Genomic DNA, 23,491 nt, shown 5'->3' with positions numbered 1-23,491 from the left:
GTAATGCATCGGTTATCCGTATTTTTTTGCAATTTGTTAGGAAATCGTAAAATTGATAGCCCCTTGATTCGCTAAATTGCAGGGAAATCTACACTTTTGCCAGTTTATTCGTGGAGAGCGATCAGGATATAGTAATGGCATCAGCAATGAAGGAACCATCACACAAAATAGAAGGTAGGAGGATAAAATGAAGGCATTGCGTACATTCCGCAAAAACTACGAATTGTTACTATTGACGTTACCCGGCATGATATTTTTATTCATTTTCTGTTACATCCCTTTATATGGTCTGGTGCTTCCATTTAAAGATTACAATTTCGATTTAGGCTTCTGGAAGAGCCCATGGGTAGGATTCAAAAACTTCCATTTTCTTTTTTCAAGCGAAGATGCACTGCGGATTACACGAAATACGGTACTTCTCAATGCACTATTCATTGTTGTGTTACTCGTGTTCTCTGTCTTGTTTGCCTTGATGTTGTATGAAGTGTCACGTAAGTTTGTGAAGTTGTATCAGACGATCATGTTTTTTCCTTTCTTTTTATCATGGGTGGTCGTTAGTTATGTGTTTCTTGCTTTTCTGGATATGAATCATGGATTTATCAATGGGATGCTCCAAAAAATGCATATTGATCCGGTCTTATGGTATAACGAACCTTCCTATTGGCCGTCATTGCTTGTAAGTGCTAATACATGGAAGAACTTAGGTTATTTCACGATTATTTATTACACGGGTTTATTAGGAATCGATAGCGAACTATTCGATGCAGCTGACATTGATGGAGCAAGCAAGCTACAAAAGATCAAGCATATATCCATTCCGATGTTAAAGCCGCTGATTACGATGCTGTTGTTACTCCAAATCGGAAAAATATTTTATGGAAACTTTGATCTTTTCTACAACTTGACTCGTGATTCATCCTTGCTGTATTCAACAACTGACGTTATTGATACTTACGTCTATCGCTCCTTAAAAGGTGTTGGTGATTTTGGGATGTCTTCTGCAGCGAGCGCTTACCAGTCTTTCGTCGGGTTTATCCTTGTTATTGTTGCTAACTGGGTTGTTAAAAAATATGACAGAGAAAATGCATTATTTTAAAGGGGGGAGAACGGGTGCGGTTTAGTCTCTTCAATACGATGATTCACATTGTGATGGCGGTTGTATGCATTGTATGTATAGCTCCGATCATCCTTGTATTTTCAATATCGATATCGAATGATATGGATATTCTAAAAAACGGATATACGTTTATTCCACAGCATATTGATTTGGCAGCATATCGCTTTATATTGCAGAACCCAGGTCAACTATTCACATCATATCTGGTTACAATATTCGTTTCGATTATGGGTACGGTAGTTGGACTGTTAATTACTTCAATGTTGGCTTTCGCCATGTCGAGGAAAGACTATGCATATGCGAATAAAACATCATTTTATGTATTTTTCACAATGCTGATTAGCGGCGGGTTGATTCCGTGGTACATCTTAGTGGTCAATCAATTGCACATGAAGGATACCATATTCGCCTTAATTGTTCCGTATTTGGTAAGTGCATGGTTTGTCATGCTTATGAAAGGGTTCTTCACGAACATCTCATCTGCAATTATTGAATCTGCGAAAATAGATGGATCAAGCGAATTGGGAATATTTCTGAGAATTGTTCTACCGATATCCAAGCCGGGTCTTGCTACAGTGGGATTGTTCTACCTGCTACAGTACTGGAATGATTACTACTTAAGCTTGATGTTTATTCAGAACAATACGGAAATCATTTCTTTACAGTATATGCTGTTTAAAATTCAGTCTAACATGGATTTTCTGAAGAGTGCTTTTGTTCCACCGTGGATGATTAACAAAGTGTCATTGCCAGAGTTGTCGGTAAGAATGGCACTTGCTGTATTAGCTGCAGGTCCGATGCTATTTGTTTTCCCGTTCTTCCAGAAGTACTTTGAGAAAGGTATAACTGTTGGTTCGATAAAAGGATAATAATGTAACTTGTTTGTTTCTGCGAAAGCAGTTTCAATATAAATATAACTATTGGAGGGTTAAAGAATGGTAAAAAAGAGACTTACACTCAGTATCACCCTGATTTCTGCAGTATCATTGCTTCTCAGCGCATGTGGATCCAATTCAAAGGCTCCCACAGAAACGGCAAGTGCATCACCATCGGCGTCATCAGTAATTGCGGCGTCCCCTTCACCAGCTGCACTAAAACCAGTTGAGTTGACGTGGTACACCGTCGGAACTGCGCAAAAAGATCAGCCTGCAGTAATGGAAGAAGTAAACAAAATATTGAAAGAAAAAATTAATGCAACATTGAAACTGAATGTGATCGATTGGGGAGCTTATGATGAAAAAATGAAAGTCATCACCGCTACCAATGAAAATTACGATTTGGCATTTACATCTTCGTGGGCAAACAACTACGCAGCTAATGTTTTGGCAGGTGCCTATGTGCCAATGGATGATTTATTAGCGAAATACGGCCAAAATATTTTGAAGCAAGTTCCGGCCAAATATTGGGATGCAACGAAGGTAAATGGCAAAGTATATGGTTCTCTGAACTATCAAATGTATTTCATCGCTCGTGGATTAGCTTTTAACAAAGGACTTGTAGATAAATACAAATTTGATGTAGCGAGCGTCAAAAAACCAAGCGATATAACACCATTTTTAGAGAAAGTGAAAAGCGGCGAACCAGGGATGTATGGTTATATTCCTGCATTGGGCGGTTTCCCAGAATTGTTCAATATGGAAACTGGCTTTACGACCGATGCTGTGCAAGGAAATAGCCTATTTCCGTTATTGATCAATGTGAAAGACAAGGACATGAAAGTGTATGACGGAGTGGAAAGCAAAGAGTTCATGGATTTGATGAAAGTATATAGGGACTGGTATCAGAAGGGTTATATTCGTAAAGATGCAGTTTCTATAAAAGACGGTAGTGCAGAAGTGAAATCCGGTAAATATGCTGTATGGACTCACGGTGCTGGCCCTGGTGCGAGCATTGGAGCAACAAATGAACAAGGTTATCCTGTTGAGGTCGTCCCAAATGTTCCAGCATATGTGAATACCGGCGGAGTCATTGCAACGATGACGGCCATTTCTAAAACAAGTAAAAACCCAGATAGAGCTATGATGTTGCTTGATTTGCTTTATAGCGACAACCAATTGTACCGTTTGTTGTCCAATGGGATCGAAGGCAAGCACTATACGAAAGTCAATGACAATACAATGGATGCTATTAAAGACAGCGCTTATGCTCCAGGCGTGAATTGGGAATTTGGAAACATTTTTAACGATTTCACTGCCAAAGGGTCTCCGGTTACACAGGATCAACTTAAACAGCTGAACGAAACATCAGCTACTTCTCCATTACTAGGGTTCTTGTACAATCCGGATTCTTTAAAGCAAGAGTATGCACAGGTAAATGCCATTATGGGAGAAATGATTCCTGCGGTCATGTCAGGAACTGTAGATCCTGAAACGAGTATTCCTAAATATGTTGACCGCTTGAAGAAAGCTGGATTAGATAAGTTAACTGAGGATGCGCAGAAACAAATCAATACATGGAAGGCAACAAACGGCAAGTAATTAAGCTTTGGGTAGAACCGTCTCAATCCAATTGATGGAGAAAGGCGGTTCTTCTTAAAATAATAGAGATGTAGGAGAGAGAGACATCGCTGAAAAATGATTTAGAGGAGGCAATTATGATATTTAAAAGAACAATCATATTTTTGACCTTTATTCTATGTTTTAGCGGGTTTGTTGGAGCGACACCTTCAGTAAAGGCTGCAGGCACGATCTACTATGTTTCTACAACAGGCAGTGACTCAAATAACGGGACAATAAATAGCCCATTCCTCACGATACAGAAAGCATCCAGTGTTATGGCAGCAGGGGATACCGCTTACATTCGCGGCGGCACGTATCATGAAACAGTAACACCTACAAATAGTGGAACATCTGGTGCTCCTATCACTTATCAGGCTTACCCAGGAGAGACAGTAACCATTAGCGGTGCGGATTTGGTAACAGGCTGGACATTGGATTCAGGGAACATATACAAAGCTCCTATGAACTGGAACCTTGGGGCTGGTAACCAAATTTTTGTGAACGGTTCCATGAATCGTTTGGCACAGTTTCCGAACTGGTCGACCGGGCCATCTGCTCCTAATGATGCAGACCTATTCAATGTTGGTTGGGCAACGAAACAAAGCGGAACAGCAACGTCGATTACCGATACAAATCTAAACAAGCCCGATAATTACTGGGTTGGGGCGACTGTTATCGTGCAAGGATGGTGGACTACGCAAGCTGCAACTATTACTAGCTCTAGTGGATCAACGATCAACTTTACGCCACTTGCTGTCAATGATGGTTACACGAATCCTGGTAATTCTGGTGTTAATAAATACATGATTGCTGGATTAAAGGGAGAACTCAATAGAGAAGGGGAGTGGTATTACGATAGTAATACTTCGCAACTGTATCTTTGGGCAGCAGGTGGAGTAAATCCGGGTACGTTAACGGTAGAAGCGAAGGCAAGAACTTATGCGGTTGACCTTACGGGACGGTCCTATATTAACATCTCCGGCTTCAATATTATAGGAGCCACGATTACGACCGTAAATGCAACCAACTGTAACCTTCAAGGCTTAGATATGAAATATATTTCCCATACAATTGGCCTTCAATCCGGATACGCTCACGATAACACAGGGGTTGTATTAGAAGGAAGCTACAATACAATTAGGGATAGCCAGATCGCATATAGTTCGGGGAATGGCATCGTCATCAGAGGCGATCATAACAATGTCATAAATAATTTGATCCATGAAACAGACTACTTAGGTACCTATAACTCCAGTCTAGCCATAGATGGAGGGGAACAAATTTTAGTTTCTTATAATACCGCTTACAATACGGGCAGAAGTATTCTGGATATTCAACGTGTAGATGACAGTATTATCGAGTATAACGATATGTCCTATGCAGGCAAGCTTAGCTTTGATCTTGGGATCGTTTATGCCGTCGGCGAAGATGGCGGCAACACAGAGATTCGATACAATAAGATCCATGATGTCAATGTACATCTTGGAACCGGCGTGTATTTCGATAACTATTCCAGCAATTTTCAACTTCATCACAATACGATATGGAATACTCCGCAATGGTCTAGCTATTATATTGGCGGAATGGCTAACTTTATGTTGGCCTATGATAACATGGTTGATCGTTCCATTAGTATTAGTTATAACGAATTGAAATACGGTACGAGAGTATATAACAATGTTGCGCCCGGAGGTATCGTCGGCAATCCAGAGACTGCAATTGTTTATAATAATTCGACAGGTAGCTTCAATCCGAATGTCTATCCGGCAGCTGGGCATAACTTTACAACTCCGCCAAATCCGGTATTTCAGCATTCCAATTCTACGCCGGACTTTAGAAACCGTGTTACTAATTTCGAACTGCAAAACGGGTTCGATTCGTACACGAAAACCGGGAACCAAAATGTCACGAATACGACAACCGGAACGCAAGGCCGCAATGGATTTGACCACAATTATGCGATCTTCGGTACTGGGCAAAACGGAATCGAGCAAACCGTAACGGACTTAAAGCCTAACACAACCTATGAATTTTCTGGTTGGTCACGTGCAGCTTCTGGAGAAGAAATATGGTTAGGCATTAAAGATTACGGTGGTAGCGACGTTCATCAGACTGTTGCCAATGCAGGTTGGACGCAAAAGGTCTTCACGTTTACGACGGGAGCGACTAACACAAGCGTAACCTTCTATGCTTGGAAAAACTCTACCGGCTCCGGCATTGTATATGCAGGTGATTTTGGTCTTACATTCTCGGATTCGAATTTGGCTCAAAACGGAGTGGCAGCATTTGCCGCAGTGAGCGCAACGAGCGTTAGCAGCGATGTCAATCTTCAACCGGTCATGGCAATTGACGGTGACTCGACGACAAGTTACAACAGTACAAATACCCCTGGATTTCCGCAATACCTCACCATGAAGTGGTTAGCCGGGCAATCATTCAGTCAGTTGAGTATCCAATGCCGTTATTGTCAAAATCAAGGTATTACGAATTTCGACGTTGAGGTTTCGGATGATGGTTCCACCAATTGGACGACTGTTGCTTCATCTGGCAATGTCACTTATTCGTACAATAACAGTACATTGGAGACGAAAACCATTACGTTCCCGATCGTGGATAATAAAAAGGGTGTACGGATGAAAATTAACAATGCCAATCTGCAGTCGGGATATTTTGCAATTAACGAAATCGGCGTAAGCAGAACGGCTGCCTTGGCAACAGCTAGCGCATCCGTCGTCAGAAGTGAGCCGGGCTTCATGCCGAACAAAGCAATCGACGGTAATCAAGCTACAGCGTATATGAGTACCGAATCACCAGGGTTACCCCAATACTTCACTTTGAATTGGCAGACAGGACAAACGTTTAATACGGTCAGCATCACGTGCGGTTCATGTACGGGGCAAGGAATTACGAACTTTGATGTGCAAGTATCGGATGACGGTTCCACGAATTGGACAACGGTCGCTGCTTCTGGCTCATTAACGTACACGGGGGCCCAGTATGAAACAAAAATGGTCAACTTCCCGCAAGTAATGAATAAGAAGGGCATGCGTATTAAGATCAATAGCGCTAACTTGACGTGGGCACACTACGTTCTGAACGAAATCAATGTGGAGAACAATCTGTCGTTAGCTAAACTAGCCACGCCGAGCGCATCCGTCGTTAGAAGCGAGTCCAACTTCCAACCGTCCGCAGCGATCGATGGTAATCCAGTTACAGCGTATGTGAGTACCGAGTCACCAGGATTACCCCAATACTTTAACTTGAATTGGCAGACAGAGCAAACGTTTAATACCGTCAGCATCACATGCGGTTCATGTACGGGGCAAGGGGTTACGAATTTTGACGTGCAAGTATCGGATGATGGTTCCACGAATTGGACGACTGTTGCTTCATCCGGCACGTTAACGTACACGGGCTCCGGATATGAAACAAAAACGGTTAACTTCGCGCAAGTGACGAACAAGAAGGGCGTGCGTCTTAAGATCAATAGCGCCAACCTGCAGTGGGCACATTATGTCATTAATGAAATTAATGTGGACAACATACCTCCATTGGCCGGTACAGCAACTGCGAGTTCGAGTTATAATTCAGGCAGTTTACCTACACTTGCAGTTGATGGGTCAACTACGACAAAATGGTCCTCTCAGTATGGAGAAACCCACTGGTTGCAGGTAGATCTTGGACAATCGTACAATCTGTTAAGATATGTTGTAAAACATGCAGGAGCTTATGAAACGTGGGGGACGCAGTCGCTAAATACGAGAGACTTTAAGTTTCAGGTAAGCAGTGATGGAACGAACTGGTCGGATGTAGATACTGTGACGGGAAATACATCTAATGTTACAGATCATAATATCTCTGCAAATGGAAGGTATATAAGATTGTATATTACCAATCCTCAAACGGAAACAACGTATAGAGCCGCTAGAATATTCGAGCTTCAAGTGTATGGTAAATAGAAAGTAAACTGGCGATAAATAGAAATTACGAAATTGTCTCGGTAGAGATACCGGGACTTTTCGTAAGCATACAAGGAGAGAAAAACTGCATGATTAAAAAAATCCACGTCGTCTTCAAAACACATTTAGATATCGGATTTACGGATTCAACTCAAAGGGTAATGGATAAATACTTTCAATCCTTTATACCTGAAGCAATTCAATTAGCAAAAAAATTAAGACAAGAACTGGGAAAAGAACAGTTCATTTGGACGACCGGTGCTTGGATTATTCATGAATATCTCAAACAAGCCACCGTGGAACAAAAGCAGGATATGGAGGATGCCATTGCTGCCGGAAGCATCGTATGGCATGGCCTGCCCTTTACAACGCATACCGAGCTCATGGATGCAAAGTTATTTGAATATGGTTTGTCTATTGCGAAAAATTTGGATGCCAGATATGGGAAACATACAATTGCCGCAAAAATGACGGATGTACCGGGACATACGATCGGGATGGTTCCCTTCATGGCCAAGCTTGGAATTCAGTATTTACACTTGGGAGTCAACCCAGCATCCAAAGCGCCAGCCGTACCAGATATTTTTGTTTGGAAAGGAAAAGACGGCTCCGAAATCGTTGTAAATTATGCAGGGAGCTATGGAAATATGACCGTTATCGACGGATTCGATGAAGCGTTGTATTTTGCTCATACGGGAGACAATGCGGGGCCTCCTTCTGCCACAGATATAAAGCTCCAGTTCGAGAAGCTGTCCAAACAATTTCCTGGCGCAATTATTGAAGCCTCTACGATGGATGCTTTTGCCGAAAAGCTGCTGGTGCTGAAAGATCAATTTCCAGTTCTAACAGAAGAAATCGGAGACTCATGGATTCACGGTGCTGCATCTGACCCATTAAAAGTATCACAATACCGAGAGTTAATGCGTTTGCGCGATAAATGGACGGATGAAGGAAGATTGGATCCAAACAGCAAAGAATATGCTGCTTTCTGTGATCAGCTTATATTAATTCCCGAACATACTTGGGGTATGGATGAAAAGAAACATTTAACCGACTTTAAGAACTATTCGGTTGCTGATTTTCAAGCTGCAAGAAAAGCAGATATTGTGACAACAGAAGCTATCCCAGGTAAATATCGTTATCTCGGGTATTTTGCATTAGAGAACAGCCAGTCTGGTGAGTTGTTTGATACATCAGGTGTAAAAAGTTATCAACTGTTTGAAAAATCTTGGGAAGAACAACGAGCGTATATTAACAAAGCCATTCTCTCCTTATCGGAAGATAAACAGACAGAAGCGTGGGCTACGCTTGCAAATTTAATGCCTGATGAATCCATGCTTCAAGATGGTCTTGAGCTGGAATTGTTACGGACCTACGAACTAGGGTGTTTCCAAGTGGAGTTTGGACCAGATGGATCACTTTGCAAACTAATAGACAATGACGGTAAAGTGTGGGCCGATCAACAACATCGTTTGGGCACTTATGAATATGAAACGATCGGTGTCGATCGCTACAACCAATGGTTTCTCACCTATGTCGAAAACTGGAAAGAAAATCATTACTGGGCGGATGCCGACTTCGGCAAGCCGGGAATGGAGTTCGTCGAGCCTCGACCAGAGGAAATTCGATTTTCACCACGCTTAAATCGTATTCTAACATTTTCTACAAATGAATTTGACCATGTACAGCTGCAATTACAAATGAGTCCGGAATGCGTTCAAATACATGGGGCACCGAGGGAAATACATGTTCATTATAAATTTTATAAGGAAACCAAAAAGATTGAGGTCGAACTGAACTGGTTCGATAAACAAGCTTATCGTTTGCCTGAAGCAAGCTGGTTCTCATTTGTTTTAAAGGTGGATAACCCTAATTTATGGATGATGGACAAATTGGGAGATAAGGTATCTCCTCTAAATGTCGTGAAAAACGGAAACAGGAGTTTACATGCGGTGAATACCGGTGTTTATTACAATGGCAGTGATGGCCAAGTGCATTTAGAAACATTGGATGCCCCCGTACTTTCACCTGGTGAGAAACGAATGCTGCGTTTCGATCAGAACTTTGCCCCGTTAACTGGCGGCATGCATTTTAACCTTCATAACAACGTATGGGGTACGAATTTTCCCATGTGGTTTGAGGATAATATGAAGTTTAGATTTGCGATCAATCTTCAATGATTGTACGGAGGTGTATGTTTTAACATGGATAAAAAAATAACAGCAGTTCTCGTAGGAGCTGGACAAAGAGGCATGGATGCTTATGCATCCTATGCCCTTGAACATCCCGAAAGCATTCAGTTTGTTGCTGTTGCAGAACCTGACCCAATACGAAGAGACCGATTTAAACGAGGTCATGGTATTCTGGATGATTATTGTTTCTCAAGTTGGGAGGAATTATTCGCTGCACCGAAATTAGCAGATGCTGTACTGATTTGCACGCAGGATCACATGCATTTCGAGCCAGCAATTAGAGCACTAGAGAAGGGTTATCACGTTTTGCTAGAAAAGCCCATGTCCCCTAGTCCGCTTGAATGCATCAAGATGGGGGAATATGCAGAAACATACAAGCGAGTTTTTTCAATTTGTCATGTACTGCGGTATACGGATTTCTTTACAATTATCAAACAAAGATTGATCGATGGGGCGATTGGAAGACTAGTGTCCATTCAGCATACGGAAAATGTGGAGTATCGGCACTATGCGCATAGTTTTRTAAGGGGGAATTGGCGGGATTCGAAGGTTTCTAGCCCGATGATTTTGGCAAAAAGCTGTCATGACATGGACATTTTGACATGGCTTGTAGACTCCGACTGCAACAAGGTATCCTCCTTTGGCTCACTTACGCATTTCCGTAAGGAAAATGCCCCTGAAGGTGCGCCGCAACAGTGCTTAGACGGCTGTCCTGTACAAGACACATGTCCTTACTATGCTCCAAAAGCATATTTGGAGAGGGATGATTGGGCTGGAGCCGTATTCCGTTCCGCTGTAAGCAGCGATACAACGGAAGAGGGTATTCTGATCGCTTTGAAGGAGGGTCCTTATGGTAGATGTGTGTACCATTGCGATAACAATGTGGTCGATCATCAGGTCGTAAATTTGGAGTTTGAGAACGCAGTGACGGTTGCTTTTACGATGTGTGCATTTACCCAAGAAAACGGTAGGACGCTTAAGCTGATGGGCACACATGGGCAGATTAGAGCACATATGGAGAGAAACGTAATCGAAGTGACAAGTTTTATTACAGGTGAGACAGAGACAATCCATCTGGAAGCTCCGTCGGAAGGGCACGGTGGGGGGGATCATGGCATTATGCGTGATTTTGTTAGGCTCGTGCAAAGTGATGGAGAAGTGGCAGGACTTTCTGGTGCCCACGTTTCCGTTCAAAGCCATTTGATGGCTTTTGCCTCTGAGAAATCCAGATTGGAAGGCAGAACAATAAAGATGACAGACTATATCAATGACTTGCGAAGCGAGGGATAACGATGAAGACAATGCCAAGAACGATACAAAGCTTTGACTCCGATTGGCTCTTTCATTTAGGCGATCTACCTATCATGCATGCTGTTAAAGGAGGTATGACAGGGGGATTAACCGACTGCGAGCAGATTGCTGAAGGGGAATGGCTGAAGATTGCCTATTTTGATGAAAGAGGGCAGGCAGCATTAGATGAGCGGGAATGGAAGAAGGTCAATCTTCCCCATGATTGGTGTGTGGAAGGAAATTATGTGAATGACGGAGATATGGTTAAGCACCATAAAAGTCACGGATATCTCCCCGTCGGAATTGGCTGTTACCGCAAAGTGTTTGAGATCCCTGCGGAAGATTTAGGGAAAAAGATATTAATTGAATTCGATGGTATTATGCGTAACAGTACAGTTTGGGTAAATGGACACTTAATGGGGACTCACCAAAGCGGTTATACAGGCTTCTGTTTTGACATTACTGATATTGCGCGCTATGGAGAAGAGGGACAAAATGTCATTTTCATCAAAGTGGATGCCAGTGATTATGAAGGTTGGTGGTATGAAGGATGTGGTATCTATCGCCATGTATGGCTAGTCACGACGGATCGACTTCATGTTGGCAGGCACGGAACGTATGTGACCACACCGGTTGTAAATGAAGATGAAGCCCAGATCAACATCCGAGCTACGTTATTAAACGAAAACGCTCATTCGATGAGTGGTATAATTAAAACTATAATTATGGACAGTACAAAGGAAGTTGTTGCTTCTTTTTCAAATAAGATCAACATCGAAGGAGACAGCCACACCGAAGTTGAAACGGTATTGGCATTGATGGCACCTAATCTTTGGTCGCCAGAACAGCCTTATCTCTATGAAGTGATTACAGAAATCTATGATGCTGACGAAAATCAAATGCTAGATATATATAAGACACCATTGGGTGTACGAACATTACAATTTACTGCAGACAAGGGCTTCTTTCTGAACGGCAAGCCGTATTTGATAAAAGGAACATGCAATCATCAGGATTTTGCGGGAGTTGGCGTCGCTCTTCCCGATCAAGTGACGGAATATAAAATCCAACTTCTCAAAGAAATGGGATGTAATGCCTACAGATGTGCTCACCATGCTCCGTCACCAGAGCTTCTGGATCTTTGCGATAGACTGGGGATGCTCGTTATGGACGAGAACAGGAAACTAGACATATCGCCAGATGGAATTGCAAACCTTAAAGAGATGCTCTATCGAGATCGAAATCATCCTTCCGTCATTATGTGGAGCATGGAAAACGAGGAGATACTGGAAGGTACCATCATGGGCTCGCGCATGTTGGATACGTTGTCACGAATTACGCATGGCATCGATCCTACTCGCCCAACCATATCTTGCATGAATCACGGCTGGAATGACGGCGGTTACAGCAATTCCGTCGATATTACCGGATATAACTATGGGCAAAGAGACGACCAATATATTCACGATCACGAGCAATTTCCCGATCGAATCATGATTGGAAGTGAGAGCACCAGTTGTACAACCACGCGCGGAATTTATGAAAATGATACAGTGATGGGGTATTGTTCATCCTATGGAGATCAGATTCCAGAGTGGTCCTGTTCGCATGAAAAATCATGGCAAGATATCGTAAATCATTCTCATTTGACCGGTATTTTCGTATGGACGGGTTTTGATTATAGAGGCGAACCGACACCTCATCAATGGCCAAGTATAGGTTCTCATTTTGGCATTATGGATAGCTGTGGTTTCCCCAAGGATGCCTACTTCTACTATAAAGCGGCCTGGACGGATGAGCCGATGGTGCATGTGATGCCCCACTGGAATTGGCCGGATAAAATAGGGCAGGAGATCGATGTATGGACGTATAGTAACTGCGAGACGATGGAGTTGGTTCTAAATGGTCATAGTCTAGGTGAAAAGGTTGTTGATCGGAACTCGCGTTTGGAGTGGAAAATTAACTATGTCCCTGGAGAACTTGTAGCTATAGGGAAATTTGCTGGTAGGGAGATCGTAAGAAAGGTCATGGCTACGGCAGGTAATCCATCAAAAATTACAATGGAATCGGATAAAATAACACTAAATGCCAATGACACGGATGTTGCGATGATTAAAGTATCAATTCTTGATCACGCGGGTGTAATCGTACCAACAGCGGACAATGAAATCTTATTTACGATCGAAGGTCCGGGTAAGATTCTTGGCGTTGGTAATGGAAACCCGAGCAGTCATGAGCCCGATAAAGCGACTCGCAGACGAGCGTTTAACGGACATTGTTTGGCTATTATTCAAGTGACTAAAGGGCAAGGAGAGATTATGTTAAGAGCATCTTCGACCTCTCTTGAGTTTGCCGCGATTGTTATTGAAGCTATTTAAGCACATTGTTATTTAGCGGCGCTAAGCATTATTTCTGAATTTAATGATCCTGGGATACTCTTGCCAAAGACAATAGCCTCACCATTCCTGTCACAAGGAAGGTGAGGCTATTTCGTCACTTCGTAGGCCCGTAAAGTGAGAACGTCCCTGGAGCAGCTAGTGGTATCGGTCGATTGTTATCACTACTTTCCTTTTTTAACTTAGATGTGACATATATCACAGAGAACCATTGGCAAAAGGAGTACATTTGAAGTAAATGATAAGGGGTTGAAGAGTAATGATCACTTGCGAACAATGCAGTAAGACAAATGGGTCAAGGAAGCTAGGCAACAGTTGGATATGCGGGGATTGCAAAATAGGAAATGTCAAAACGACCCTAGTGAACAAAGCCGGTAAAGTTACGATGGTTAGAGAGAAAGTAGAAGGCTATGCAATCGAAAGCGAATCATTGTCCGAAGAGAAAGGTGCTCCTTCATGAATTTGAGTTTAGTCAAAAAAATTGTAATCGGTATTGTTATTGTATCCATCGTCACTTATGGCAGCAGCGCATTATTTATTTTCTATTTGAAAGACATCATCGCTCCCAATATGGCAGATTGGCTATATCTCTCCATCATTATGCTGCTCGGCATTTTTTGGACAGGTTTATTGGGATGGTTTGGCGCTACCTGGTTTACAAAACCACTTCTCAGATTGACCAATGCTGCAAACGAAGCCGCAACCGGTAACTTACAAGTGGAAATACCAGTGTATCGTTCGAATGACGAAATTCGATTGCTTAGTCTATCTTTTGAGACAATGATTGGAAGTTTGCGGCAAATCATCACGGACATATCTGCTAGCGTTTCGTTTACGGACAGCCATGCAGGCGTATTAAGCGGTGGTATGGTACAGGCTGCCAAACAGATCGAACGCACTGCCGGCGCAGTTGAAATGATATCGAACGGTGCATTGGAGCAAGCAGCATCTACGCAAGGAACATTAACTGCGGTCGTGCAGATTAAACAAGCTGCGGATGAAATTGGGGCCAAAGCAGGAGATTCTCAGACTATTTCTCAAGAAACATTGAGAACCATCAAGGAGAGCGAAGTTATCGTGCGTTCACTTGTACAAGGTCTGCTGAACCTAGCGAACTCCAATCTGGAATCCATTGGCGTCGTCAGGCAGTTACACGATAATGCGAAGGAAATCGGACATATAACGCGAGTTGTCGGTGATATTGCAGAGCAAACTCATTTGCTTGCCTTAAATGCTTCCATTGAAGCAGCAAGAGCAGGGGAGCATGGTGCAGGTTTCATGGTCGTAGCTGGGGAGATACGGAAATTGGCTGAACAAAGCGCCAAGGCGGTGAAGGATATCAGCCAGTTGACCACACAGATTGAATTGGATGTAGCGGGAGTTGTAGAGAAAATAACCGATCAAGAACAACTGGCAAGCCGCGAAGTGGGCAAGGGTGAGGAAGGAAAGAAGGCACTGAATCAGATCAACAGAGCCGTCTTGGAAACAGCACAAACGGTTGAAAATATCGTAGGCTGTGTGACGGATCAAATCCAGAAAATTGAGAGTGCCTTAATCAAAACGAACGAAGTAGCAGAGATTGCCACTCAGATTTCGAAGGAGACGAAACAAGTATCGTCTTCCGTGCAAGAACAAATGGCTGTTATGGAAGAACTATCTTCATCCTCGGAAATGTTGCGAAGTCAGGCTGATCTACTGAAATCCAAGATTAATGTTTTTCAAATATAACTTTATTTATTTAATTCACATAAGAAGCCAGAAAACCCTTGAGTTTGCTGGCTTCTTTCAGTTATGCTCCGACTTAGGGACGATTCCAGCAGAATGATGCGATTATGCATCATTCTACTGGAATCCAGCGTCATACGAGGCGATTGATGCGATTATGCATCATTTCCCTTGTTTTTCCTACGGAATCGTGGAAATCATCTGGCATTGATGCAGTTTCGCATCATTCACTGCCAATCCATCGTAAACACGAGATATATCCTGCATTTTTGCATCAATGCCTGCGCTGTTCCCAACGATTTCTGTAGATTTATGCAATTATGCTGCAAGGAAGCTAGGGTATTCGATTAGCCTTTTATCAATCCAAAGCCAAAACCTTCACACCATAAGGAGCAATCTCCAGCTCTCCTGCGCCAAGCCGTTCACCTTCCAGCATGTCTTCCAACTCCTGCAGCAGATTGGCTCTGACCGGTTTGCCGGAGTAGTTCAGGAGAAAAGCAAAGCGCCGATCCTGTTTCACACGGATAGCAACCTCTACCTCAGGTGGCAGCTCTGCCCAACCAGTTGTAGCAGGCTTAAGTCCAAGGCGGCGGATCAAGGCATCCGCTACTTCGCGGCTGTAAGCGGCTCCGTAATAATAGGCTTCACCGCTGCCATAGGTATTCTTGGTTAGCGCTGGTTTCCCCGTATAATAGTCTCCGTCGAACAGGGCCAGCGTCTGTACACTGCCGCTCTCTGGCAGGAGGATGTCGTTGAACAGACGTGCTGGCGTACTAGCTTCGTCGCCGCCATCGATCCAGCGCATGTTCGGTGTGGTTGCCTCTTTCAGGACAAGGGTAAAGTCTTCCACCGTCACGCCGCACAGTTCCGCGACTAGTCCAGGGAAAGGCGTCATTCGGCAATGGCCACGTAGATCTTTATAGCCGGAGCGAGCTCCGAAAAGAAGCTTGCCTCCACCTGCGACATATTGCTTAAGCAGCTCTGCCGTTTCCTCCGACATAATAGCCGGATGAGGGTAGATCAGCACTTTGTAACGAGTGAGGTCTTCCAGGGTAGTCTTGTTCTGCACATACAGATAATCGTAAGGAATATGGCTGAATTGCAGGGCTTTCCCCCAGCTGTATTCACTCTCTCTCGTTAGTGGACCGTGCCATACGTCGAATTCTCCATCCCACTCGTTGTCATAATCGTGCAGAATAGCGACTTCCGCAGTGAACCGAGATCCGGCAATGACTTCTCCGATTTTCCCCAATTCAATGCTAATTTGCGCTGCTTCAGCTACCCTACGGTTAGGTCGGTTGTGATAATCGTTGATCCCATGCCAATAAATCTCGGTGCCAAATGTTGCCGTCCGCCATCGGAAGAACAAGACCATATCCGCTCCGTGAGCAACCGATTGATACGTCCACAATCTCATTTGCCCTGGTTTTGGTGCAGATTGTGCCATCACATTCACCCAACCGCCAGGGCCCGATTGCTGCTCCATGATGCAGAAGGTAGGGGAGATCGAACGAACTTTGGAGAGCTGGTTGGAATAGCTGCGATCCATGAGCGGATCCTCGCGATCGGCATCATTCCAGATGGTGGAGAAGTTCGGGTACGAGTCGAATGAAAAGAAATCCAGAAGCTCATCGGTCATAGCATGGCTATCCAGATGGCCAAACAGGCCGTTGGTTGTGATCCACTGCTTGGGAGCAAGCTTTCGTAAGATGTCAGCCTGCACGCGGGCAAAGGAAATGGTGTTAGCTGAAATAAACCGCTTTTCGTCCAGAGCTTGATGTGGGTTGGCAGATTTGGAAGGTGCAGGGCGGGGTAAATGAACCTGCTCCCAATCCGAGTAGCTCTGGTTCCAGAAGACAGTCCCCCACGCCTGATTGAGTGCATCTAAGGTATCGTATTTCTCACGTACCCAAGTCCGAAACGCTGCATGGTCTGCCTCAGCGTAGAAGACATTTACCTCGCAGTTGAGCTCATTGTCAATCTGCCAGCCTACGATGCCGGGGTGATTCGCATAATGAACAGCCATAGCCTCCGTAATTTTCGCGCAATAGTCTCGGTACACAGGGCTGCTGTAATTGTAGTGCCTTCTAAGCCCATGCTGATACTGCACACCCTCGAAAGTGGCATTCAGAATTTCGGGATATCGCTGCGTCATCCAAGCGGGCGGCGTCGCCGTCGGAGTGCCGAGAATGACCTTTAGTCCATGCTCGTGAGCAAGGTCAATGGCGCGGTCGAACAGATCAAACGCATATACGCCTTCTTCTGGTTCAAAAAAGTTCCATGCAAACTCACCCACCCGCACAATGGTAAAGCCCAGTTCTCGCATTCGTCTGTAATCATCGTCCCACATGTGCTCCGGCCACTGCTCGGGGTAGTAGCACACACCTAGATCAAATTGTTCGCCTGGAATGGTTTTATCCACGATAGAAACATCCTCATTTCTTGTTATATAGTAATTTATTGCTATGAAAAGTTCTTTATGTACTCATTATATTTCTTTATAATATTATGTATATAACATCATTTTGTTCGATATATCAGATTTTTGCGTTTTGGAGGGTCCATGAGAATTCATTATGTGTTACCTGAACCGATGTACAAGTACTACACAGTTTTTCCAGATATGATTGGCCAATATGCCGATTTTCCCGATCATCAGGAGTGGCGTTCTAAGGGACAGCTGCAGCAAGCCAATTTGCATATCGTTTTAAGTGGAAAAGGCTATGTGAAAGCGAACGGAAGGGAAATCTGCTTGGAAGCAGGACAGGGCTTTTATTACGGACCTGGTCTCGAGCAGGAATATCGAACAGATCCGAAGGAGCCATGGGAGGTATTCTGGGTCCATCTTGCGGGCGAGGGGCTAAGCAGGTTATTGAACGGTCAAGGAACTTCATCCGTATGGTTGTTTACCTACAGCGATGTGCCCAAGCTCAAACAACTGTCCGGAGGCTTACTGGAACTGGCTTCTCCTTATGATCAGAACGAGGTGCAATTGGCCGTAAAGCTCTATGAACTGCTTGCTGATCTTGCCGTGAGTGCGGAGACACTTGGAACAGCGACCATGCTGGATAAGCGTGCGCGGATGAGAGAGGTTGCGGAATATATCCGGGCTCATTGTACGGAGTCACTGACGCTACTGCAGATGGCCGAGCAGGCAGGCTTCAGCACGTATTATTTTAGTCGAATGTTCCACGAAGTGATGGGGCGGCCGCCGATGGAATGGCTGTTTGAATGTCGTCTTGTCGTAGCGAAGCAACTGCTCATGTCGACAGAATGTACGATCAAGCAAGTGGCAGAGAATACAGGATTTTCGCAGAGTAGTTACTTCATCGCGCGCTTTCGGGAGCACACCGGACAGACTCCGCAGGAATACCGGCGGTTGTATAATGCAATGAGCACTAAAATGTAGCAAAGTAGGGGATAATCAACGCCACCTCTGAATGAATACGCTTTCATGAGTTGCCAAAGTCAAATAAGCAATAATTAAAGGCGAATCTAAGTTTTACATTCTACCAAGATCGGCGTAAGATTCATTACGACAAGTTGTTTTTTTCTAAAATATACCACTTAATTCCCAGTAGGGAAACGGGGGAACCAATCGAAGCCGCACAAGCAACACATGGCTTCATGGGGTGAATCCTGATGCTCGCAAGCATTAGGTAGGACGCTCTCAAGTCCGAATCCGACAGCTAACCTCGTAGTGCATTGAGAGAGAACCGCACACTCGCCTTCTTCTGTGAAGAAGCCCGAGCGTAGAGATTCTCTATGCTTAGGGCTTCTTTTTGCATGCTTTAAACCCAATAAATCACAGGAAATTCATAAGGAGGCTATACCATGCATGCCATTGAAATTAATAATTTGACCAAAACCTATGGGAATTCACGAGGCATTACAGATGTTAGTTTTTCGATCGAAGAAGGAGAGATTTTTGGTTTTATTGGACCGAATGGCGCAGGGAAATCAACCACGATTCGAACGCTGCTGTCACTGATTTTTCCAACAAGCGGCAGTGCCAAAATTTTCGGGAAAGACTGCATCCAATTTGCGCCTGAAATTAAGAAAGACATCGGCTATTTACCTTCCGAGGTCTTTTATTATGACAACATGAAGGTCATTGACCTACTCAAGTATTCAGCAAGCTTTTACAAGAAGGATTGTACCAAAAGAATAAAAGAACTGGCAGAAATAATGGATCTGGATGTTACGAAAAAAATTGATGATTTATCTTTAGGAAATAAAAAGAAAGTGGGCATCGTTCAAGGCCTGTTACATGATCCTAAGCTCATTATCCTGGATGAACCGACAAGTGGACTAGATCCGCTCATGCAGCAGAAGTTTTTCGAATTACTCGAACAACAGAATAAAAGGGGAGCTACGATTCTTTTTTCCTCTCATATATTGAGTGAAGTGCAGAGACTGTGTGATCGCGTTGCGATTATTAAGGAAGGTAAGATTATGACGGTTGAGAAGATCAGCACGTTGAAAGAAAACAATTTCAAAAGATTTAAAATCGATACTGCACAAGCACTCGACCCTACTTTTTTCAAGATGACCGGGGTCAATGACATTGATGTCCAAGGCCGTACAACCAGCTTCTTATTTAAAGGGAATATCAATCAAGTGATGAGGAAAGTTGCTGAAATTGACATTGAGAATCTGTGGATCGAAGAGCCTGATTTAGAGGAGATCTTTATGCACTACTACGAGAAGGAGGCTTAAAAGGGATGAATATTTTCCTTCATGAATTGAGAGCTTATCGGAAATCCACGATCACGTGGACGTGCTCCTTAATTGCTGTCATCGTCTTATTCCTATCTCTTTTTCCTTCTGTCTCTAAGGATTTTGCTGAATTTTCTTCTATATTAGAAGGGTATCCGGAAGGGGTCAGGAAAGCGCTTGGTATTGAAATCGAGACCTTTGGTACCCTGCTTGGGTTCTATATGTATATCTTTATGTACATTACGCTTTGCGGAGCCATTCAAGCAATGGTTTTGGGAACGTCTATACTCTCCAAGGAAGTTCGTGAGAAAACAGCAGACTTTCTTCTTACGAAGCCCGTAACGCGTACTAAAATATTGACTTCCAAGCTATTAGCGGCCGTTGTTTCCCTTTTAATCACGTGTGTGATCTATATCGCTGCAGCCTATATGATGGCGCTTCAAGTGAAAACGGTTGATTTCGATGTGAACATATTTCTATTAATTTCACTCACATTACTGTTTATCCAGCTCATGTTTCTAGCCATAGGGTTCATCATTTCAGTCGTGTTTTCTAAAATAAAAGCCGTCTTATCAGTCAGTCTTGGTACGGTGTTTGCCTTTTTCGTTATCGGAATGGTCGTTGCCGTAGATGGGGAGGGAGCTAAGCGTTATTTCTCGCCATTCAAATACTTTAACGGGAAATACATGATTGAGCATGCCAGCTATGAGGTATCTTATGTCATTGCAGCTATCGCGATTATCGTCGTTTCTATTGCGGCCAGCTACGTCATTTACACAAAAAAGGATGTTCATGCCGTATAAACTCGGGTGAGAGGAGGAACAGCCATTGAATATTTTTTGGAGAGAAATGAAAACATTTCGGAAATCGATGATTTTTTGGAGCTTAGGGCTCATTTTTCTAGTAGCAAGCGGCATGAACAAGTATCAAGCAACGGCAGCGAACGGACAGATTAATGATCTTATGGCGGAAATGCCGAAGTCACTTCAAGTGATTATGGGGGCAGGCGCGTTGGATTTATCGAAGGCTAGCGGCTATTTCGGTATCCTAGTCCTATACTTCTTTTTAATGGCAACGATCCATGCAGCTATGCTCGGTGCTACGATCATCGCGAAGGAAGAGCGGGACAAGACGTCTGAATTTTTATTTGTGAAGCCTTTGTCTAGGCATCAAATCATCACATGGAAGCTGCTAAGCGCTTTAGTGAACATTCTTATTTTTAACCTCGTGTCATGGATTTCGAGTATGTTCATTGTTGGGGCTTACAGCAAAGGTGAGGCCGTGAATGGGGATATCACAATCGTCATGCTGGGTATGTTTATTCTACAGCTGCTCTTTCTGGTCATTGGAACATCCATTGCAGCCGTTTATAAAAATGCCAAAAAGGCAGCCTCGCTTGCAACCGGCATCATGCTCTTCACGTTCATTTTATCGATTGCCATCGACTTTAATGATAAGCTGGAATTCTTGAAATATGTGACCCCGTTTAAATATTATGAAGCGAAAAATATCATGTATGGCGGCGGATTTGATACCGTGTATGTCCTCATTTCGGCTGTCGTAATTGTAGGCCTAACAGTTGTCACGTATGTTTCCTTTCAAAAACGAGATTTGTGAAGGAGTGTCAAAAAGTGAGTGTGATATTAAGTAAAGTAGGCGGCATTTTTATTCCTGTAAGTGATATTAGAGAAGCAAGGCAATGGTATTGCTCCATTCTTGGGCTGGAACCTACGTATGAGATTATTGCTGGCCATCTTTGTTGTCTACCATTAGATAATAATGGATTAAATCTCATTTTAGACAGTAAGATTTACGATAGTGATTCCTATTTTAGAAAGCCTGCCTTCCATTTTAACACGGACGATATCCATCAAGCTTACCAATTCATGAAAGACCGTAATGTTGAGCTCGTTACCGAAATAGAGCATGGCCATTGGTTCAATTTTAAAGATCCAGATGGAAATATGTTGATGATTTGTAAGTGTTAAAATCCAGCTACAGCGTGTCAGATCAGCTAGTCACGAGGCATTGAAGCTGGAAAATCCAGCTGCAGCGTGTAAGATCAGCTAGTCACGAGGCATTGAAGCTGGAAAATCCAGCTACAGCGTGTCAGATCAGCTAGTCACGTGGCATTGAAGCTGGAAAATCCAGCTACAGCGTGTAAGATCAGCTAGTCACGTGGCATTGAAGCTGGAAAATCCAGCTACAGCGTGTCAGATCAGCTAAACGCGTGGTGGCTTATGGTACTAGAAACTTATAAAAGAAAGAGAAAAAGCACCCTAATGGGTGCTTTTTCTCAATCAAAATATAAAATTTATAATAATAAGTCGGCTATATTTCTCCTTAAACACTGTGATACGTCCTAAGAGGATGGCGGAGTCGTTTTTCTTAGCTTTCAGCTTCTTAATGTTATATCGCTTTTTGAGCTAAACTCATTTCCACACACATGAGAATAAAAGCGCCAGCGCCGTGCAAATCATTTTCGCTCGTTGGACGGGCAATATAGTGGGCGTAGTCTCCGATTCCTGTGCCGATGCAGATTTGGCCGATGATCACATGGCCGTTCTCATCAAGCTTTAGCGTATCAATGACGCCTTGATATCCTTTCCACGCATACGACAAATACTTGGCATCCAAATAGCCAAATCGCACGGCTTTGGCAATGGCATGCACATACAAGGATGTACATGAGTTTTCTAACCAATTATCCGCCATGTCTCCTTTGTCCACAACCTGATACCATAAGCCTGTGGCGGTATCTTGATAGTGTGTTAAGGCGATGAGCAGATCTTGAAGAATGCTCGTCAGTTGTGCTTTATCTTTGTGGTCCGCAGGAAGGTATTCGAACATTTCCAGCAAAGCGACGGGGAACCAGCCAATGGCGCGGCCCCAGAATTCCGGTGCCAAGCCTGTTTCAGGATCAGCCCAAGCAGCAGCTTTGGTTTCATCCCACCCGTGATACAGTAAGCCGGTTTTAGGATCCTTGGTATGCTTCTCCATCAAGATCGCTTGGTAGGTCATCATGTCAAAATAGTCGGCTTCGCCGAATGTTTGGCCGAATTGGACGGCGATCGGTCCAGCCATATATAGCTCATCCAACCACATTTGATTGGGGTATTTCCCCTTATGCCAGAAACCGCCGGATGGATTGGTTGGCCATGTCTTAAAATGGGAGACAAGCGTGTACAAAGCCTTTTTATACCGCTCGTCGCCTGTTTGCTCGAATAGATTAAAGAGCAGTACGCCAGGCTGAATATCATCGAATTCATCCGGGTTATATTTCTTAATACTGCCATCCGCAAGGATCAGGCTGTCCACCCACCGTTTGATATACGTATAGTATTTATCGTTCTTCGTTTCTCGCCAGCATTTCTCCATGCCCGACAGAAAAACGCCCTGATGATAGTGGAACCGGTCCGGCGGAAGCGATTCCGGCTCGAATTTGAACATTAAAGCTTCACAGGCCTTCTCCGCCCATTGAATGGGGGTTAGGGCTTCTAGTTGTTTTTCCTTAGATTCTGAAGATTGCATCGTGTTAATTCCTCCTTCTTGATATAAGCCTATTTTAGCAGAGGAAAATGTACATTTTTTGCGT

At 43.6% G+C, this 23,491-nt stretch carries 17 protein-coding genes and 1 riboswitch; of the genes, 14 read left to right on the top strand and 3 right to left on the bottom strand.

What is annotated here, in order from left to right:
* The first annotated feature begins 187 nt into the window (after positions 1 to 187).
* From AC1DVJ_RS08830 to AC1DVJ_RS08790, 9 genes are all read left to right on the top strand, one after another.
* Positions 188 to 1,096, top strand: a complete 909-nt coding sequence (locus AC1DVJ_RS08830) for an ABC transporter permease (RefSeq protein ID WP_477589983.1) — start codon at positions 188 to 190, stop codon at positions 1,094 to 1,096.
* A 14-nt stretch (positions 1,097 to 1,110) separates the two neighbouring features.
* Positions 1,111 to 1,986, top strand: a complete 876-nt coding sequence (locus AC1DVJ_RS08825; RefSeq protein WP_477589982.1) for a carbohydrate ABC transporter permease — start codon at positions 1,111 to 1,113, stop codon at positions 1,984 to 1,986.
* Positions 1,987 to 2,052: 66 nt separating this feature from the next.
* Positions 2,053 to 3,594 carry an ABC transporter substrate-binding protein gene (locus AC1DVJ_RS08820; protein ID WP_477589980.1) on the top strand — a complete coding sequence of 514 codons (1,542 nt, stop codon included), beginning with the start codon at positions 2,053 to 2,055 and terminating at the stop codon, positions 3,592 to 3,594.
* Positions 3,595 to 3,710: 116 nt separating this feature from the next.
* Positions 3,711 to 7,574, top strand: a complete 3,864-nt coding sequence (locus AC1DVJ_RS08815; protein ID WP_477589979.1) for a discoidin domain-containing protein — start codon at positions 3,711 to 3,713, stop codon at positions 7,572 to 7,574.
* Between the two features lie 89 nt (positions 7,575 to 7,663).
* Positions 7,664 to 9,754, top strand: coding sequence for a DUF5054 domain-containing protein (locus AC1DVJ_RS08810; RefSeq protein WP_477589977.1), 2,091 nt, complete (start codon positions 7,664 to 7,666; stop codon positions 9,752 to 9,754).
* Between the two features lie 24 nt (positions 9,755 to 9,778).
* Positions 9,779 to 11,056 carry a Gfo/Idh/MocA family protein gene (locus AC1DVJ_RS08805; protein WP_477589976.1) on the top strand — a complete coding sequence of 426 codons (1,278 nt, stop codon included), beginning with the start codon at positions 9,779 to 9,781 and terminating at the stop codon, positions 11,054 to 11,056.
* An 11-nt stretch (positions 11,057 to 11,067) separates the two neighbouring features.
* On the top strand, positions 11,068 to 13,434 hold the full coding sequence (galA, locus tag AC1DVJ_RS08800; protein ID WP_477589975.1) for a beta-galactosidase GalA: 2,367 nt from the start codon (positions 11,068 to 11,070) through the stop codon (positions 13,432 to 13,434).
* Positions 13,435 to 13,711: 277 nt separating this feature from the next.
* Positions 13,712 to 13,912, top strand: coding sequence for a hypothetical protein (locus AC1DVJ_RS08795; RefSeq protein ID WP_477589974.1), 201 nt, complete (start codon positions 13,712 to 13,714; stop codon positions 13,910 to 13,912).
* Complete coding sequence (locus AC1DVJ_RS08790; RefSeq protein WP_477589972.1) at positions 13,909 to 15,180, top strand: methyl-accepting chemotaxis protein; 1,272 nt, start codon at positions 13,909 to 13,911, stop codon at positions 15,178 to 15,180. Before AC1DVJ_RS08795 ends, AC1DVJ_RS08790 begins: the two co-directional genes overlap by 4 nt.
* A gap of 177 nt (positions 15,181 to 15,357) precedes the next feature.
* Here the strand turns inward: AC1DVJ_RS08790 and AC1DVJ_RS08785 are convergent, their stop codons facing one another.
* Both AC1DVJ_RS08785 and AC1DVJ_RS08780 read right to left on the bottom strand, forming a co-directional pair.
* A complete protein-coding gene (locus tag AC1DVJ_RS08785; protein ID WP_477589971.1) occupies positions 15,358 to 15,495 on the bottom strand; it encodes a hypothetical protein in 138 nt (45 codons plus the stop codon).
* Positions 15,496 to 15,535: 40 nt separating this feature from the next.
* Entirely contained in the window at positions 15,536 to 17,599 is a 2,064-nt protein-coding gene (locus tag AC1DVJ_RS08780) for a beta-galactosidase (RefSeq protein ID WP_477589970.1), read from the bottom strand.
* A 141-nt stretch (positions 17,600 to 17,740) separates the two neighbouring features.
* Here AC1DVJ_RS08780 and AC1DVJ_RS08775 point away from each other — a divergent pair, with 141 nt between their 5' ends.
* The 5 genes from AC1DVJ_RS08775 (at position 17,741) to AC1DVJ_RS08755 (ending at position 21,884) form a co-directional block, all read left to right on the top strand.
* Entirely contained in the window at positions 17,741 to 18,586 is an 846-nt protein-coding gene (locus AC1DVJ_RS08775) for a helix-turn-helix domain-containing protein (protein WP_477589968.1), read from the top strand.
* 145 nt (positions 18,587 to 18,731) lie between these two features.
* A riboswitch (cyclic di-AMP (ydaO/yuaA leader) is annotated at positions 18,732 to 18,896 on the top strand.
* A 115-nt stretch (positions 18,897 to 19,011) separates the two neighbouring features.
* A complete protein-coding gene (locus tag AC1DVJ_RS08770) occupies positions 19,012 to 19,896 on the top strand; it encodes an ABC transporter ATP-binding protein (RefSeq protein ID WP_477589967.1) in 885 nt (294 codons plus the stop codon).
* 5 nt (positions 19,897 to 19,901) lie between these two features.
* Complete coding sequence (locus AC1DVJ_RS08765; RefSeq protein ID WP_477589965.1) at positions 19,902 to 20,699, top strand: ABC transporter permease subunit; 798 nt, start codon at positions 19,902 to 19,904, stop codon at positions 20,697 to 20,699.
* A 25-nt stretch (positions 20,700 to 20,724) separates the two neighbouring features.
* Positions 20,725 to 21,513, top strand: coding sequence for an ABC transporter permease subunit (locus AC1DVJ_RS08760; protein ID WP_477589963.1), 789 nt, complete (start codon positions 20,725 to 20,727; stop codon positions 21,511 to 21,513).
* A 14-nt stretch (positions 21,514 to 21,527) separates the two neighbouring features.
* Complete coding sequence (locus AC1DVJ_RS08755; RefSeq protein WP_477589961.1) at positions 21,528 to 21,884, top strand: VOC family protein; 357 nt, start codon at positions 21,528 to 21,530, stop codon at positions 21,882 to 21,884.
* Between the two features lie 421 nt (positions 21,885 to 22,305).
* Here the strand turns inward: AC1DVJ_RS08755 and AC1DVJ_RS08750 are convergent, their stop codons facing one another.
* Positions 22,306 to 23,427 (bottom strand): glycoside hydrolase family 88/105 protein, encoded by a 1,122-nt coding sequence (locus AC1DVJ_RS08750; protein ID WP_477589959.1) that lies wholly within the window; start codon positions 23,425 to 23,427, stop codon positions 22,306 to 22,308.
* Positions 23,428 to 23,491 lie beyond the last annotated feature (64 nt).

It is taken from the genome of Paenibacillus sp. P4_A9 (genome assembly GCF_056402415.1).
This window is presented reverse-complemented; position numbering and strand designations above follow the sequence as displayed.

What these genes read in the sequence shown, in the direction of transcription:
- AC1DVJ_RS08830 (WP_477589983.1), top strand. Translation starts at nt 188, where the DNA reads ATGAAGGCATTGCGTACATTCCGCAAAAACTACGAATTGTTACTATTG.
- AC1DVJ_RS08820 (WP_477589980.1), top strand. Translation starts at nt 2,053, where the DNA reads ATGGTAAAAAAGAGACTTACACTCAGTATCACCCTGATTTCTGCAGTA.
- AC1DVJ_RS08815 (WP_477589979.1), top strand. Translation starts at nt 3,711, where the DNA reads ATGATATTTAAAAGAACAATCATATTTTTGACCTTTATTCTATGTTTT.
- AC1DVJ_RS08810 (WP_477589977.1), top strand. Translation starts at nt 7,664, where the DNA reads ATGATTAAAAAAATCCACGTCGTCTTCAAAACACATTTAGATATCGGA.
- galA (WP_477589975.1), top strand. Translation starts at nt 11,068, where the DNA reads ATGCCAAGAACGATACAAAGCTTTGACTCCGATTGGCTCTTTCATTTA.
- AC1DVJ_RS08795 (WP_477589974.1), top strand. Translation starts at nt 13,712, where the DNA reads ATGATCACTTGCGAACAATGCAGTAAGACAAATGGGTCAAGGAAGCTA.
- AC1DVJ_RS08790 (WP_477589972.1), top strand. Translation starts at nt 13,909, where the DNA reads ATGAATTTGAGTTTAGTCAAAAAAATTGTAATCGGTATTGTTATTGTA.
- AC1DVJ_RS08775 (WP_477589968.1), top strand. Translation starts at nt 17,741, where the DNA reads ATGAGAATTCATTATGTGTTACCTGAACCGATGTACAAGTACTACACA.
- AC1DVJ_RS08770 (WP_477589967.1), top strand. Translation starts at nt 19,012, where the DNA reads ATGCATGCCATTGAAATTAATAATTTGACCAAAACCTATGGGAATTCA.
- AC1DVJ_RS08765 (WP_477589965.1), top strand. Translation starts at nt 19,902, where the DNA reads ATGAATATTTTCCTTCATGAATTGAGAGCTTATCGGAAATCCACGATC.
- AC1DVJ_RS08750 (WP_477589959.1), bottom strand. Translation starts at nt 23,427, where the DNA reads ATGCAATCTTCAGAATCTAAGGAAAAACAACTAGAAGCCCTAACCCCC.